The 15,183-nt window shown below is 67.8% G+C and carries 10 protein-coding genes; 3 read left to right on the plus strand and 7 right to left on the minus strand.

Going from position 1 to position 15,183, the window contains the following annotated elements:
- Positions 1–2 precede the first annotated feature (2 nt).
- From ACQHI0_RS20610 to ACQHI0_RS20625, 4 genes are all read right to left on the minus strand, one after another.
- On the minus strand, positions 3–6,149 hold the full coding sequence (locus ACQHI0_RS20610; protein ID WP_427903483.1) for an amino acid adenylation domain-containing protein: 6,147 nt from the start codon (positions 6,147–6,149) through the stop codon (positions 3–5).
- A gap of 381 nt (positions 6,150–6,530) precedes the next feature.
- Entirely contained in the window at positions 6,531–7,442 is a 912-nt protein-coding gene (locus ACQHI0_RS20615) for a lysophospholipid acyltransferase family protein (protein ID WP_427903484.1), read from the minus strand.
- 46 nt (positions 7,443–7,488) lie between these two features.
- Positions 7,489–8,307 carry a GNAT family N-acetyltransferase gene (locus ACQHI0_RS20620; RefSeq protein WP_427903485.1) on the minus strand — a complete coding sequence of 273 codons (819 nt, stop codon included), beginning with the start codon at positions 8,305–8,307 and terminating at the stop codon, positions 7,489–7,491.
- A 247-nt stretch (positions 8,308–8,554) separates the two neighbouring features.
- Entirely contained in the window at positions 8,555–9,889 is a 1,335-nt protein-coding gene (locus ACQHI0_RS20625; RefSeq protein WP_427903486.1) for an NAD(P)/FAD-dependent oxidoreductase, read from the minus strand.
- 145 nt (positions 9,890–10,034) lie between these two features.
- On the opposite strand from ACQHI0_RS20625, the gene ACQHI0_RS20630 reads away from it, so the two are divergent.
- From ACQHI0_RS20630 to ACQHI0_RS20640, 3 genes are read left to right on the plus strand one after another with little or no spacing between them, the layout of a single operon-like run.
- Positions 10,035–10,889, plus strand: coding sequence for a LysR family transcriptional regulator (locus ACQHI0_RS20630; RefSeq protein ID WP_427903487.1), 855 nt, complete (start codon positions 10,035–10,037; stop codon positions 10,887–10,889).
- A 20-nt stretch (positions 10,890–10,909) separates the two neighbouring features.
- Positions 10,910–11,152, plus strand: coding sequence for a ribbon-helix-helix protein, CopG family (locus ACQHI0_RS20635; RefSeq protein WP_427903488.1), 243 nt, complete (start codon positions 10,910–10,912; stop codon positions 11,150–11,152).
- Positions 11,149–11,583, plus strand: a complete 435-nt coding sequence (locus tag ACQHI0_RS20640; protein WP_427903489.1) for a type II toxin-antitoxin system VapC family toxin — start codon at positions 11,149–11,151, stop codon at positions 11,581–11,583. Before ACQHI0_RS20635 ends, ACQHI0_RS20640 begins: the two co-directional genes overlap by 4 nt.
- A gap of 11 nt (positions 11,584–11,594) precedes the next feature.
- Here ACQHI0_RS20640 and ACQHI0_RS20645 read toward each other — a convergent pair whose 3' ends face one another.
- From ACQHI0_RS20645 to ACQHI0_RS20655, 3 genes are all read right to left on the minus strand, one after another.
- Positions 11,595–13,127, minus strand: a complete 1,533-nt coding sequence (locus ACQHI0_RS20645) for a protein kinase domain-containing protein (protein ID WP_427903490.1) — start codon at positions 13,125–13,127, stop codon at positions 11,595–11,597.
- Between the two features lie 122 nt (positions 13,128–13,249).
- Positions 13,250–14,230: an aminoglycoside phosphotransferase family protein gene (locus tag ACQHI0_RS20650; RefSeq protein WP_427903491.1), complete on the minus strand. Its 981-nt coding sequence runs from the start codon at positions 14,228–14,230 to the stop codon at positions 13,250–13,252.
- A gap of 226 nt (positions 14,231–14,456) precedes the next feature.
- Positions 14,457–15,134 carry a Uma2 family endonuclease gene (locus ACQHI0_RS20655; protein ID WP_427903492.1) on the minus strand — a complete coding sequence of 226 codons (678 nt, stop codon included), beginning with the start codon at positions 15,132–15,134 and terminating at the stop codon, positions 14,457–14,459.
- Positions 15,135–15,183: the final 49 nt, after the last annotated feature.

Raw genomic sequence — 15,183 nt, forward strand, 5'->3', positions numbered from 1 at the left:
GCTCAGGCTCGCGTCAACGACTCCGCGCCGGGCGCGGGGAAGAAGCCGATGTCGATGTAGTGGTCGAAGTAGCGGGTGATGACCGTGGCGTCGACCGCGGGGAACTCGATCGGCAGCCCGCGGAACGGTTCGACGGGGGCCGATTCCACCGCACTCAGCACCGTTGCCGGATTCGCCGCGGCGATAGCGGCCACGTAGTTGCCGCTCAGCGCGGATGCCCGAGCCAGAATGGGATCAGCGTCCGGACGTTCGGCGGCTGTGGAGAGCTGAAGTCCGAATTCCATCGGGTCGATGAAGTCGAAGCGATAACCGCGACTGCGGATTTCCTCGTAGACGACCTGCAGCGGTACCTGCGCACCCGCCGCCCGGAAGATATTGCCGATGGCCCCGGCATCGTGGGACCGGCTGACGATCCCGGCCGCGACATGGTCGACCGGCGCCATTTCGATGCTGATCGCCCGCACATCGACTGCCACACCGAGCACGAGCATGGAGCGCAGCATCGTCCACCAGGCATCCTCGGCCGGTGCCACGCCCGTGCGGGAATCACCGGTGATCAGGCCGGGACGGTAGACCGCGATGGGTACGCCACGCTCGATCGCGGTGTGCACCAACTGTTCCGCGACCCACTTGGTCATCGCATAACCGGGCAGACCGGCGGGCACACCGTTGTCCTGCGCGATCCCCGCCAGCACCGACAGCGTCGACACATAGTGGATCGGCTTGACCCGGGTGGTGGTGGCCAGGCGCAGCACCTCGGTGGTGCCGCAGACATTGGCCGCCCGCATCCGCGCGTACGGTTCGAGGTGGTTCACCAGTGCACCGTTGTGATAGATCGCGTCCGTCCTGGCGGCGAGTTCGGCGAAGCGCAAGGGGTCCATGCCCAGGTTGGGCTGCGCGAGATCGCCTGGGACGCCGATGATTCGGTCCAGGTAGGGCGTCAGGTCGATACGGTACTTCGCCGCCGTCGAGACGACTCGATCCACGGCGCCCTGGTCGTCGGTGGCGCGGACCAAGCAGTAGATCGACGCGGTGGTCTGTTCCAGGAGTTCGCGCAGGAGGAAGCTGCCGAGGAACCCGGTGGCACCGGTGAGCAGCAACGTGGCCGGTACGCCGGTGCGCTGGGGCGCGCAGCCGGTGAGGTCGATCGACGGGTCGAGGATCGCGTCGACGGCAGGATCCGGGCCGGCGGCCGACACCGAGGACTCGTCGCGCACGGCCCGTGCCAGATCGCTGACCTGCGGATAGCTGAACAGCAGGCGCAACGGCACCTCGATGCCCAACTGCTCGGCGAGTGCGGCGCGCACCCGGATCGCCGCGAGTGAGGTGCCGCCGAGGACGAAGAAGTCGTCGTCGCGGCCGACCCGCTCTAGGTCGAGCACGCCGGCGACCGCCGTGGCGACGATCTGCTCGTCGGCGGTGACGGGAGCCTGGTATTCGCGGATCTCCACCGCGGGCGCGGGCAGCGCCTTGCGGTCGAGCTTGCCGGTCGCACCGAGCGGGAACTCGTCGAGTGCGAGCAGCCGGTGCGGAATCATGTACGGCGGCAACAGGGTTCGGATCGTAGCCAGTACCTCGGCGGTGTCGGCGTCCGCGGGCGTCACGTAGCCGACGAGCTGTTCGTGGTGCACCGCGACCGCCGCACCGGCAACCGCCGGATGCGTGCGCAGCGCCGCCTCGATCTCACCGGGCTCGATGCGCAGGCCGTGCAGCTTGAGCTGAACATCGGTGCGGCCGAGGTAGGTGAGGTCACCGGACGCGAGCCTGCGCACCAGATCGCCGGTGCGGTACATTCGTTCGCCGACCGGTCCGTATGGGTCGGCGACGAATCGCTCCATCGTCTTGTCAGGGCTGCCGAGGTAGCCGCGGGCCAGTTGCGCACCGGCCAGATACAGCTCGCCCGGCGTGCCGGCGGGCACCGGCTGCAGGCGCGCATCCAGGACGTAGGCACGAGAGTTCCAGTGCGGCAAGCCGATCGGGACGATGCCGTCGCCGATATCGGTCACATCGGCGCCGGTGATGGACACCGTGGCCTCGGTGGGGCCGTACAGGTTGTGCAAGCGGCCCGCGGTGAGGGTGGTGAAGCGTTCGATGGTGGCGTTCGGCAAGGCTTCACCACCGACCCAGACCGCCCGCAGCGAACGCAGGGTGCCGGTCGGTGCGGCGTCGAGCAGCATCTGGAGTACCGAGGGCACGATGGTGGTCCCGGTAACCCGGTGGCGCGCAATGATTTCGGCGAGGTAGGCGGGGTCGGTGAGACCCCGCGAGGCGGCCACGATCATGTGCGCACCCGCGCGCAGGGGCGTGGCGAAACCGATCATCGAGGCGTCGAAGGTGAACGGGATCGACTGCAGGACAGTGTCGGACTCCCCCACCCCGTATTCACCGACCATGAACGCCGCCTGGTTGACGATCGCCGAATGCGGCACACCGACGCCCTTCGGCTTGCCCGTCGAGCCGGACGTGAAGATCACATACGCCAGGTCGAGGGTGCGCAGCGGACGGAGCCGATCGGCATCGGTCAGCCAGGCCTCCGAGAAGCCCGCACCGACGAGCTCGTCCACCGAGATGACCGGCAGTCCGGGCGCCGCGATCGCGTCAGTGGCGGTGGTCAACAGGCAGACCGGCCGTGCGACGGCGAGGATGTCGGCGCGGCGTTCGGCGGGCGAATCGGGATCGAGTGGCACATACGCGCCACCGGCCGCGAAGACCGCGTACATGGCGACGACGAGCTCGATCGACGGCCGAATCGCCACGCCCACGGTGCTTCCGGGACCGACACCGTCGGACACGAGCAGCCGGGCCAGCCGGTTCACGCGCCGTGCCAGCTCGCCGTAGCTCAGCGTGACCTCGCCGAAGGTGACCGCGGGCGCGTCCGGACGATGCTGGGCACGGGCCTGGAATTCGCCGAGCAGGGTCGCGTCGGGGACGAGTCGCAGCTCGCCCTGTGGCTCGGTCCGCTCGGCCGCGGTCAGCAGCGGCAAGTCGCCGACCGGCCGGTGCGGTGCGGCGACGGCCGCGGACAGGAGCCCGGCCAGGCGCGCGCCGAGCGTCTGCATCGTCGACGCGTCGAACAGGTCGGTGGCGTAGCGCCAGGAACAGCGCAGACCCGCGGGCCCGTCGGTGTCCTCGAGCGGAACCACGGTGAGCTGCAGGTCGACCGGCGCTGCCTCCTCACCCAGATCTACCGCAGACACGGTCAACTCGGGCAGTTCGAGTCGGGTGGCACCGAAGTTCTGGAACGACAGCGCCACCTGGTACAGCGGGTGGTGTGCTTGGGTACGCGGCGGATCCAGTTCGGCGACAAGGCGTTCGAACGGAACATCGGCGTGAGCGAAGGCGGCCAGATCGATGTCACGGACCCGATCCAGCAGGGCGGCGAAGGATTCGGCGGCATCGATGCGGGTGCGCAACACGACCGTGTTGACGAACATGCCGACCAGATCGTCGAGCTCGGGTTCACCACGGCCCGCCACGGGCGCACCGACGGTGACATCGTCGGTACCGGCGACCCGTGCCAGCAGCACCGACAACGCGGCCCGCACCACCATGAACAGTGAGGCATTGTGTTCGCGCGCCAGTGTTTCCAGCGCCTGGTGCACCTCGGCGGTGACGGCGAAGTCCTGCGCGGCGCCGCGGGTGCCCGCGACCGGCGGACGCGGCCGGTCGGTGGGTAGCTCGAGCAGCGCGGGAGCACCGGCGAGCGCGGTACGCCAGAACCCGAGCTGGGTGGCCAGCAGCGAGCTGGAATCGTCTGCGGCGCCGAGCATTTCCTGCTGCCAGAGCGTGTAGTCCGCGTACTGCACTGGCAACGGTGCCCAGGCAGGCGCCGCACCGGTGGCGCGGGCGGCATAGGCGGTCATCAGATCGCGAGTCAGCGGGCCGAGCGAGAACCCGTCGGTGGCGATGTGGTGCACGACCACCGCCAGTACGTGCTCGGTCGGCGAGAGCTGGAACACTGCCGCGCGCACGGGAACTCGCCGACACACATCGAACCCACCGAAGGTCAACCGGGCCAGCTCGCCGCGCAGATCGGCTTCCGCGATCGGATCGATCGCCACGTCGAGACCGGCTTGTGCCACCGGCAGCACCTGCTGGAAGCCCGCGCCCTCGTGCTCGGGATACACCGTGCGCAGCACCTCGTGCCGTTCGAGCACGTCATCGAGGGCGGCGGTGAGCGCCGCGGTATCGAGCGGGCCGGACAGCCGCAAAGCGACCGGGATGTTGTAGGCACTGGATTCGGGATCCAGTCGCGCCATGAACCACATGCGCTGCTGAGCGAGCGAAAGCGGTACGTGCGCACCACGTTCGCGGCGTGTCAGCGGCACTCGCACCGACGCGTCACCGACCAGCGCGTCGAGGGCGATCGCCAGCTCGGCCACCGTGCCGTGTTCGAAAACGGTGCGAGCGGGCACCCGCACACCGACCGCGGCACCGAGGCGACCCGCCAACTGCGTGGCGAGCAGCGAATTGCCGCCGAGCGCGAAGAAGTCGTCACCGCGCCCGATCCGGTCCGCGCTGAGCAACTCCGAAAAGACCATGGCGACAACATGTTCGGTGCCGGAATGTGGCGCCTCGAACTCGCGCACCGCCAGCTCCGGCGCGGGCAACGCCCGGTGATCGAGCTTGCCGACCGGCGTCAACGGCACCTCGTCGAGCACCACGATCGCGGCGGGCACCGCGTGCTGGGGCAGGTGCCGCTCGGCCAGCAGGGTCAGCTCCGCCGTGTCGATGTCCGCGCCCGCGGCCGCGACGACATAGGAGACGAGCGCGCTCTCCCCGCTCGGCATCGTCCGGATCAGCGTCGCGGAGAAGCGCACCGTGTCATCGGCGGCGAACAGCGCATCGATCTCGCCCAGTTCGATCCGGAAGCCACGCAGTTTCACCTGCGCATCGGTGCGGCCGAGGAATTTCAGGCCGACCCCGCCGGGTACCGGAACCCATTGCACCAGGTCGCCGGTGCGATAGAGCCTGCCGCGGCCGAGCGGGTCGGCGACGAACCGGCTCGCGGTGAGCCCGGCACGATCGTGATAGCCGCGGGCCAGACCCTCGCCCATGAGATAGAGCTCGCCGGGGACCCGATCGGGAACCGGGCGTAGCCGGGCATCGAGGACGAGCGCGGTCATTCCGGGGATGGTGTCGCCCATGGTGATCACGTCGTCGGCGGTCAGCCGCTCGCTCATCGCGCAGACGATCGTTGTCTCGGTCGGCCCGTAGACGTTGAAGAACGCCCGTCCCGGCGCCCACCGCGCGATCAGCTCGGGCGGATAGGCCTCGCCGCCGACAGCGAGGGCGGCCAGTTCCGGCAGCGCCGCCGCGTCGAGTCCGGCCAGCGCCGCGGGGGTGATGAAGGCATGGGTCACGCGTTCGGCACGCAACAATTCGGTCAGTTCGTCGCCGCCGTATACATCGGGCGGCGCGATCACCATCGTCGCGCTCGCCCCGATGGCCAGCAGCATCTCCAGCATGCTGGCGTCGAAGCTGGGCGAGGCGAAGTGCAGCGTGCGCGAATCGGTGGTGATGCCGAAGCGCCGGACCTGCTCGGCGCACAGCCCGGCAAGGCCGGTGTGCGTGACCGCGACGCCCTTGGGGACACCGGTCGAGCCGGAGGTGTAGATGATGTAGGCGAGGTCGTCCGGGGAGAGCCTGCGCAGCCGTTCGGCCGCGCTCACCGGCGCCTCCGACATGGCGGCCAGCTCGTCGCGGTACTCGGCGGAATCGATGCGCAGCCACTGGATTCCGGCGTCCAGTCGCGCCGCGTCCGCCGCCGTCGCCAGCCCGAACCCGGCACCGGAGTCCGCGAGCATGTGGGCGACCCGTTCGGCCGGGTAGCGCGGATCGACAGGCACGAAGGTGGCGCCGGTCTTGGCCGCCGCCCAGACCGCGACCACGGACTCGATCGAGCGGGTCAGCGCGAGCACGAAGCGATCACCGGGGCCGAGACCGCGCGCGATCAGTACCCTGGCCAGGCGCGAGGACCACTGGTCCAGTTCGGTGTAGGTGAGGGTCTGCCCGTCGAAGCGCAGCGCGGGTACCTCGGGAGCACGCTCGACGGCGGCCAGCAGCAGCCGCGGCAGTGTGGACGACACGGGCGCGCGGCGCATACGGCGCGCGGCGCGTCGACGAACGCCAGAAGCTTGCTCAGTCACCGGAAAGGCTTCCCTTCACCATGGATCACCCTTGCGATCGCACATCTCGAACGTCGCCTGGACTCTCGGCTACACGGGGTATCGGAAAAATCCTGCGTGACGGTACCGCAAATATCTCATCAATTTTGACACTCTGGCAATTTGGCCGTTTCAACTCACAGATCGGTGGGTATGGGCGACTGGCCAGTATGTTACGCAGCTCACATCCAGGTCATACGCAGGGCGAACGACCTGTGCGCGGACGTGAGATTTTCAGATTTGCCCGATGGGTCACCCTCGAATGCCGAACCGCACATCCGTGACGATTCACCCGGCGCGCACGACAAAACCGGAGACCGCGAACGCGACCTCCGGTTGTCGATGAATTCCGTCGAAGCGGGGTTACCGGACCGTAGCCCCAGCCGGTCGGCGAACCTGCTCCTGCTCCGCCATCGAGGGATCCTGCACACGGGTATTGCCCGCTTCGATCCACTGGGTATCGGCCACGCCATGGCGGGAACGGTCGGTCCCCCGCACCGCCGACGCACAGCGCCGAGCCAGATCCCGGCGATCCAGTCCGGGATGTTCGAGCGGCTCCAGCACGATCTCGGCGATCATGCCCTTACTGCGCAGCACCCGCTTCGCGGAATCTGCGAAACTATCGTTGCCGACGAAACCCGGTACGGTGCACGGCATTCCGTCGCTGTCCAGGTAGCGCAGCCGCACCGGCTGCACCGGGGTCGTGGTGTCGACGGCGGCCTGGAACATGGCGGGCCGCATCGAGCCGTAGGCCCGGCCGCACCACGTGGTGCCCTCGGGGAAGACCACGATCCGGTTACCGGCGGACAGCCGATCGGCCACCTGCCCGACCACACCCGGCAGCTCACGCAGTCGCGCCCGCTCGATCGGGATGACGCGGGTGAGCTTGGCGAGTTTGCCGAGCAGCGGCCATTCGACCATGTCGGCACGGGCGACGAAGCTGACCGGCTGCACCGCGGCCAGCGCCACCACATCCGCCCAGCCGATGTGCCCGGCCACGATCATCACCGCGGTTCCGGTGTCGGCGAAGCCCTCGGGCGAGGCCTGCTCGGGCGCGCGGTTGTCGATGATGCGCAACCGCATCCCGAGGCAAGTCAGTGCCGCCCTGGCGTAGCGGCGCTGCACCTGCTCGCGCCGCGACTTCGGGGTGGCCACGGTCAAGACCGGGAAGCTGAGCACCAGTCCGGCGATACCGGCCAATCGAGCGAACATCCTGGCGGTGCCGACCTCGTCGATCGGCTCGATGCAGCCGGACCCACAGGGGCTCGACGGCATCCACGAATGAGAGTGCGTTGCGAGCGGCGCGTCGAACACCATGGGTTTACTTCCCGTCGAAATTGGCGGCCGCGCTCTGCAGCCGCTCCAGGTACCGGGTGTTGATGGTTTCCATGCCGAGCAGCGCGACGAAGTCGGCGACGGCGAAATCGGGGTCGTGGGCCGGTTCGCCGCAGATCTCGGCGCCCAGGCGCAGGTAGCCGCGCAGCAGCGGCGGCATCTTGGGACGGCTCGGCGGGGTCATCTGGTCGAGGGAGAGTCCGTCGACGACGACCGCGTTGTACGGGTGCACGCGGCGCTCGGGGTCGCAGGCGTGGCGGCCCAGGAGCTGATCGCGCACGCCGCGCACGTTCACCCCGGCCGGATCGGTGGGCGAATCCTGCATCGGCACCGACACGCAGCCCATCACCCAGTCGTAGCCGGTGAGCTGGATGTAGTGCAGGATGCCCGCCCACATCAGGGTGAGCACCGAGCCGTTGCGGTGATCGGGCACCACGCAGGCGCGGCCCATCTCGACGATCCGGTTGCCCGTGGGATCGAGCTGGGTCAGATCGAACTCGGTGGCGGTGTAGTAGCCGCCCGCCGCGTCGACCTTGTCCGGCGGCAGCATGCGGTAGCAGCCGACGAACTGTTCGGAGAATTCGTCCCGAACCAGCAGGTGGTCGCAGTGCACGTCGAACTTGTCGGCATCGAGGCCGGTGGCGTTCTCCGGCATCTGGAAACCGGGCTCGGAGGCGAACACCTGGTAGCGCAGACGCTGCGCGGCTTCCCGGTGCTCGGCATCAGACGCGACGACCAAGGAGTACCGAGATTTCCCCACCCCGGAGTCCGGCGCCGGGGCGGTCAACACGGACGAAATTGTCATACTGCTGATGAAGCCAGCCCGAGCTGGCATCGGGGCGACACCTCAGTGTCGTGTCGATGCCCGTTCGGTGAACGAGATGGGAGTCACACCGGGCGTTTACCGACCCGCTGCCCATCGTTCGCCCACCTGCGGGTTTCTAGCCGAACACGACCGATTTCGGCGCTGGACCCGGTTCGCGATCGTGTATTTCGAGCGTTGCGAAACGTCGACGGCCCGCCGATTTCTCGACGGGCCGTTTCGGGGTGGATCAGGCGTGCACCCGCTCCTTGGTGGTCGCCGCGGTGGTGTCCGCCGACTCGACCTTCGCCGGTTCAGCCTTCACCGGCTCGACCTTCGCCGGCTCGACCATCGCACGCTCGGCCTCGTCGAAGCCGGGACGCGCGGTGCCGATGAACGCGACCAGCCAGCCGGCCACCGCGGCGAAGCGGTTGCGGAAGCCGACCAGGTACATCAGGTGCACGGCCAGCCACATCGCCCAGGCGATGGTGCCCTTGAACGTGATGCGCTCGTTGAGCTTCACCACCGCGCTGAAGCGGCTGATCACGGCCATGCTGCCCTTGTCCCAGTAGACGAACGGCGTGCCCGCGTCCTTCTTGCGACGGATGATGTCGGCGGCGTGGCGACCCTCCTGCATGGCGACCGGCGACTGGCCGGGGTAGCCGTTGAGCGAGGTCATGTCGCCGATGGCGTAGATGTCGGCGTGGCCGCCGACGGTCAGGTCCGGGTTGATCAGGATGCGGCCCGCGCGGTCGGTCTCGGCGCCGGTGGCCTCGGCCAGCAGCGTCGCGAAGCCGCCGACCTGCACGCCCGCCGACCACACCACCGTCTCGGCGGCGATCCGGCGCTCCATGCCCTCCTTGTCCTTGACCGTCACCTTGCCCTCGTCGATGTCGGTGACGAAGGTGCCGAGCAGCACCTCGACGCCGCTGTCGGTGAGCGAGCGCTTCGCGTATTCCGAGAGCCCACCGCCGAACGGCGGCAGCACCTCACCGGCACCCTCGACGAGGGTCACCGAAACCTGCTGGTGGAAGTGCCTTTTCGCGAGTTCCTTGATCTGGCCCGCCACTTCGACGCCGGTCGCGCCCGCGCCGACCACCACGAAGCTGAGCAGCCGGTGCCTGGTCACCTCGTCGGCGTTCTCGGCCAGGGCGAACACGTGGGCGATCTGATCGCGTAGGCGCTGGGCGTCGTCGATGGTCTTGAGCGAATAGGTCTTCTCGGCGAAGTCGTCGCGGCCGAAGTAGCTCTGGCTGGCCCCGGTGGCGGCGATCAGCGAGGCGTAGGCGATCTCGCGCGGGCCGTCGGCGGTCTCGTAGGTGAGGACCGCGTTGGCGGCGTCGATGCCGGTGACCTTGCCGAGGCGGACGTCGATCTCGGGGTGGCGGCGCAGTACGTTCTTGATCGGCGGCGCGATCTCCTCGGGCGCGAGCACGCCGGTCGCCACCTGATAGAGCAGCGGCTGGAACAGGTGCTCGGGCGTGCTCGAGATCAGCACGACACCGACTCGTGACTTGGCCAGTTGCTTGGCGGCGGCCAGGCCTCCAAAGCCCGAGCCGACGATGACGACATCTGTGTGTTCCATGACCACTCGCTCCAAGATCGCGTTCAAGACCGGTAATAAATCCTTTCCTATGAGTAAACGCGATGCGGAACGTAGATGTTTCCACTGCCTGGGCGCATAATAGAGATGACTCTTATCTGCATAACTCATCAATGGGAGGTACCTGGTGGAACTTCGACAGTTGGCCTACTTCGTGGCCGTCTGCGAGGAGCTCAGTTTCAGCCGCGCGGCCAACCGCTGCTTCATCTCCCAATCCGCGATCAGTCATCAGATCGCGAGACTGGAACGTGACCTCGGCGCGCAACTTTTCGAGCGCACCACCCGCGCCGTCGTCCCAACCGACGCGACCTCGCGCCTTCTGCCGCTGGCCAAGCAGATGCTGAGCCTGGAATCGGCGATCCGCGCCGCCGTGCGCACCACCGGACCGCGAATTCGCTTGGCCGCCAACATGTCTTTCGCCGCACCGTCGCTCTCGGCGATCGCCACCGCGCGGGCCGCCCACCCCGACGCCGAGATCGAGTACGTGATCAAACCGTTCCGCCAGCGGATCACCGCGGTGGCCGACGGTGACTGCGACCTGGCACTGATCCGCGGCAGCGTGGACCAGCCTGGCCTGGCGGTGGAGCAGCTATGGGTCGAAGACCTCGTGATCGCGATCTCCAGCAACCACCCCCTGGCCGAACGCGGCGCGGTCACTCTCGCCGATCTGAGCCCCTATCCGCTTCTGCTCCCCCCCGAGCAGGAGCAGGTGTTGTTGCACACACTGATCCGCTCAGCCTTCGCCGACCTCCCCACCGGCCCCACCTTCGGCCCCCCGATCCCGCCCGACCACACCGCCACCATGGAACTCCTCAACCGCCCCGAATCCTGGACGATCCTCTACGAGGGCCCCACCAAGGGCCTGCTCACCCTCGACCTCACCGACCACCGCCTTCGCATCCCGGTCTCAGCCGTCCTCCGCGAAGACGCCCGCGAAAACCCCATCGTCCAAACCCTCCTGGACGCCCTCCACCAGCACTGATGGGTGGCACCCTATGTGGTGTGATCAAAACGACCGTGTACCTCCCTGAGGAAATCGAGGTCCGGCTCGACGCCGAAGCAGCCGCGACCGGGGTGAGCAAGGCCGAACTCATTCGACGGGGGATCACCATGCTGCTCGACGCGTCCGAGAGGCCGAAACTCGATGAGCCGCTGCCGGTCTTCGACAGTGGGCAGTCACGCACTGCCGAGGAAATGAATGACGCCGTCTACGACCACATCAAGTCCCGGTCGTCCCGGCGATGATCGTCGTCGCTGATACGTCCGCCTTGTTCGCGGCCTTCGACAAAGGCCAGGCCGAGCACGCGCAGTCACTCCAGGTGATGGAGTCCGAAACGCTGCTGATTTCGCCACTCGTACTCACCGAACTCGATCGTCTGGTGCATCGCGACCTCGGCTTCGACGCCGCGATGCAGGTCACGGACGCCTTGATGAGGCGACTCATCGATGGCCGGTACAAGCTGGCCGAACTCGAGCACGTGGATCTCGATGCGGCACAGTCGGTTCGCGCGAAGTACGCAGCTCTGCGGCTCGATTTGGCCGATGCGGTCGGCGTCGCGCTCGCGGACAAGTACCGCACCAACAGCATTTTCACCCTCGACCAGCGAGACTTTCGGGCGATCGAGCCGTTGACGCCCGGCATGCGATCGTTCCGCATTCTGCCCGCGGATCTCTGACCCGCCGGATATCACCAGCGATTCGCGCGCAAAGCCTTGCGATAGCGGATCCAGCGACCGGTCGACGGGGCGGCCGCGCAACCGATCAGACCAGCCGCGATCAAGAACCCCACCGCCGCACCGACGGTCCCGAGGTAAACCTCCTCGACAGTGGCGGCGATGACGCAGCCGAGCGCATACAGCAGGACCGGAGCCGTCACGATCATCGCCATCACTCTGCCTGCCGTCCTGCCCTGCAGTAGCAGCACCCCGGCGGCGGATCCGAAAATTCCGGCGATGCCGAAGAGCACGATGGCGATCGCGTTGCCGTCCGTGTTGAGCCCGTTGCTCTTTGCCTGACTTGTCAAGAAGGCCACGAAGACGGTGAGGCACAGCAGAGCTACACCGATCAGGAGTGCTCCGATTCCGGCGGTCATGGCGGTCCCGCGCGACGGCACGCGTCTGGTCGGCGCGGCCTGCTGCCACGGCTGCGCGTAGGCGGCGGGCGCGCGTCGCGGATCGGCCACCATGGCACCGGGTGCCGGCTGCTGCCATGCCCCCTGGTCGAACTGCTCGGGCCATTGCCCCTGGCCTAACTGCTGCCCGTGACCGCTGGAGCCGTGCCGCTGATGCGCGGGATCGGCCCACGGTCGCTGTCCGTGTTCGCCGGAGCTGTGCCCCTGGCGCGCAGGGTCGGTCCACGGTTGGCGCACGGTCGGTGCGGCGACATGTCTGCCTTCCAGCGCATCCCGGAACGCGTCGGTGAATTCCGTTGCACTGCTGAATCTCTCGTCGCGCCGCTTGGCCATTGCTCGCGCGATCACGCTGTCTACCGCAGGTGGCAGATCGGATCTGACCAGGGTGAGGCGCGGTACCGGCTGCGACAGGTGGCCCGCGACCACCTGGCCGGGGTTGGTGGCGGTGTAGGGCGGGTGGCCGGCGTACATAGCGAACAGGGTGCAGGCCAGGGAATACTGGTCGCTGCGGTGGTCGACGATCTCGCCGGAGAGTTGTTCGGGTGAGGCGTAGGCGAGGGTGGCGGTGAACGTGCCGGTCGCCGTGAGCTGGGTGTTGGCGGTGGTGACGCGGGCGATGCCGAAATCGGTGAGTACCGCGCGGAGTTCGCGGCCGTGTTCGGCGTCGGCGATCAGGATGTTGCCGGGCTTGACGTCGCGGTGCAGCACGGCGTGCCGGTTCGCGTAGTCGAGCGCCGCGGCCGTCTCACCGACCAGCCGCGCGGTGACCCCGGGCTGGTGCGCGTGCGAATCCCAAGCGGCGGCATCGGTTCCGCGGATGTACTGCATCGCGATCCACAGATACCCGTCGTCGCTACCCCGGTCGTATACCCCGACGATGCTCGAATGGTCCAGCTGGGCAACGACATCGGCCTCGCGCTCGAACCGGCGCTGCAGCTCCTGATCGGCTGAGAACTCCCGATTCAGCAGTTTCAGCGCGACGCTGCGCGGCAGCCGTGGATGCCTGGCGAGGTAGACCGTGCCCATCCCGCCCTGTCCCAGTACACCTTCCACCTGGTACCCAGCGAAATCAGCCCCCGCCTGCAGCACAACCACTCCTCACTGTCCCCACTCGCAGTCTCGCACGCTACCCGCGCGCACAGCTTTCGGCCATCTACCCAGCGCCGTCCGGACACAGCCGTCAGGCGATCCACCTCGTCGACGTCCGCCGGTCAGTCGCGACCGGTGGGGTTCAGCGGTGCGCCGACCAGCGCATACGCCACCGAGGTATGCAGCGTGAGCATGTCGTGATCCTCGTCCTCGATCGCCCACGCCATCTCTTCCACGGCTCGGACCAGCGCCCAGCCACGGGCCCGTTCGGGGTCGACATCCAGAGCTGCGGCGGTGGCGGCGACGACGGTATCCGCGTGTTCTCGCGTCGGATTCGACTGGATCTGGATCATGAGCAGGAAGCCCGCGTCGAAGGCTGCCTCACCGAGGCACGGTTTGGGGTCGATCAGCAGCCACGGTTCACGTTCGGCGGCAACGATATTGCCGAGATGGGTGTCGCGGTTGACGATCAGCAGCGGGCCGTCGGACGCGGCCAGTTCACCGCACCAGTAGTCGACACGCTCGCGCAGTTGGGACGAAAGAAGTTCGGCCAGTGCCGGATTCGGTGTGGTCAGCCGATCACGCAGGCCTGCGACAAGTTCGGTGGCCAGCGGGAAGGGCGGGAATCCCGCGGGGACCGTGCTGGCCGGCCGCCGCAATCGGCGATACAGCCCGCACGCGAACGCGACCTTCTCCGCGTTCTCCGGTCGCCCCTCGAGACTCGGAAACCCTGGCTGGTGCAGTAATTCCGTTCCGGGACGCGCCCATTCGAGCAACAGCGCACCGCTGCCGGGGTCGAAGTCGAGCAACCGGACAGCACCGTCACCCGCGTAGACGTGCAGCGCCGACGCCTCGGCAACGTTCTCCTCGTCCACCATCGGCACCTTCAACACCGCCCACGACCGATCCGCACGCTGCGCGGCCGCCACATAGGCATGCGTCCCGCCCCGAAACGGCGCGGACAACCCCGTCAGCCCCCAGCGCTCCGCCAAACCCGCAACCACACCGGGCAATTCATCGATCCACCGCGCCCCGACCCGCCCGAACACCTCCCGGACCGTCTCCTCGACCTCCGTAGGCAACACCACACGTCCCAACGACATCAACCCAGCCTGCCCACACCGACCGCGCAGGTCAAACTCCTGGTCGGACCCCTTCTAACCGAGCTCGACCTGCTAACCCGTACACCGCGGCGCGCCGCTCAGCGAGGGCAGCAGCGTGCACCGGAGGATGGCCGAGAGGTCGGCATCGATCGTGTCGAAGCTCGTGCTCCCGATGACGGCGGATCCAGTTCCGAGCGGGACGCAGATCGGCGGGCGGGAGCCACTGTCAGAAAGCCAGCGCGGCCCAGGGGATTTCGATCGAGAAGGGGTAAGGGAAGGAGATGCCCGCGCCGGATTCGGGGACCCACTCGCCCGCCAGTAGGTAGTTGGCGTTGCGGAGTGGCCGGACTCCTGGCGGCAGCTCGGCATGGCCGATTTCGAGGATGTACACGCGAAGGGCACCGATACCGGTGAGGTCTGGTGTCAGGTCGACTTCCCAGTACGAGGCGATGCAGGCGCTCGCGTAGCGGGCCTTCTTCGCTTCTATTTCGGACGGGGTATTCGATGGTGACAGCACCTCGCCGACCAGCACGGTGTCGGTGGCGCGGACATCGGAGCCCGGCGGAAGGCAGCGATGCACGAGGAAGTCCGGGGTGACGAAGTCTGATTTCCCGGTGCTACCGAAGAAGACGTTGGTTTCGAAATTTGCCCGCCAACGCCCTTCAGGAGGCGCGGACATTTCGTCTCGAGCACAACGTTCGAGTTCGTTGGTCAGACGGCGCATTGCGGTCTGGTGCTCACCCGGTCGGGCGTCGGCGGGCCGGTTACCGAACCCCCGGCGCACCCAGACGACTCGCCCGTCCCACAGCTCGATCTGATCAGCGATCTCCTCGGGAAGTTGCTCCAGCTCTTCCCACGTCATGAATTCAGGCAGGTCAGGACGCTCGACACCGGGTAGGGACATACGCGTCACAATAGTCAGCCACACACGGCAACGGCCCGCGAAACCGGTC

The sequence above is a fragment of the Nocardia sp. FBN12 genome (assembly GCF_050320175.1).
GTDB lineage: Bacteria > Actinomycetota > Actinomycetes > Mycobacteriales > Mycobacteriaceae > Nocardia.

Coding starts and splice junctions, on each gene's coding strand:
- ACQHI0_RS20615 (WP_427903484.1), bottom strand. CDS start 7,442: ATGCCGTCGAGCCCCTGTGGGTCCGGCTGCATCGAGCCGATCGACGAG.
- ACQHI0_RS20620 (WP_427903485.1), bottom strand. CDS start 8,307: ATGACAATTTCGTCCGTGTTGACCGCCCCGGCGCCGGACTCCGGGGTG.
- ACQHI0_RS20625 (WP_427903486.1), bottom strand. CDS start 9,889: ATGGAACACACAGATGTCGTCATCGTCGGCTCGGGCTTTGGAGGCCTG.
- ACQHI0_RS20640 (WP_427903489.1), top strand. CDS start 11,149: ATGATCGTCGTCGCTGATACGTCCGCCTTGTTCGCGGCCTTCGACAAA.
- ACQHI0_RS20650 (WP_427903491.1), bottom strand. CDS start 14,230: ATGTCGTTGGGACGTGTGGTGTTGCCTACGGAGGTCGAGGAGACGGTC.
- ACQHI0_RS20655 (WP_427903492.1), bottom strand. CDS start 15,134: ATGTCCCTACCCGGTGTCGAGCGTCCTGACCTGCCTGAATTCATGACG.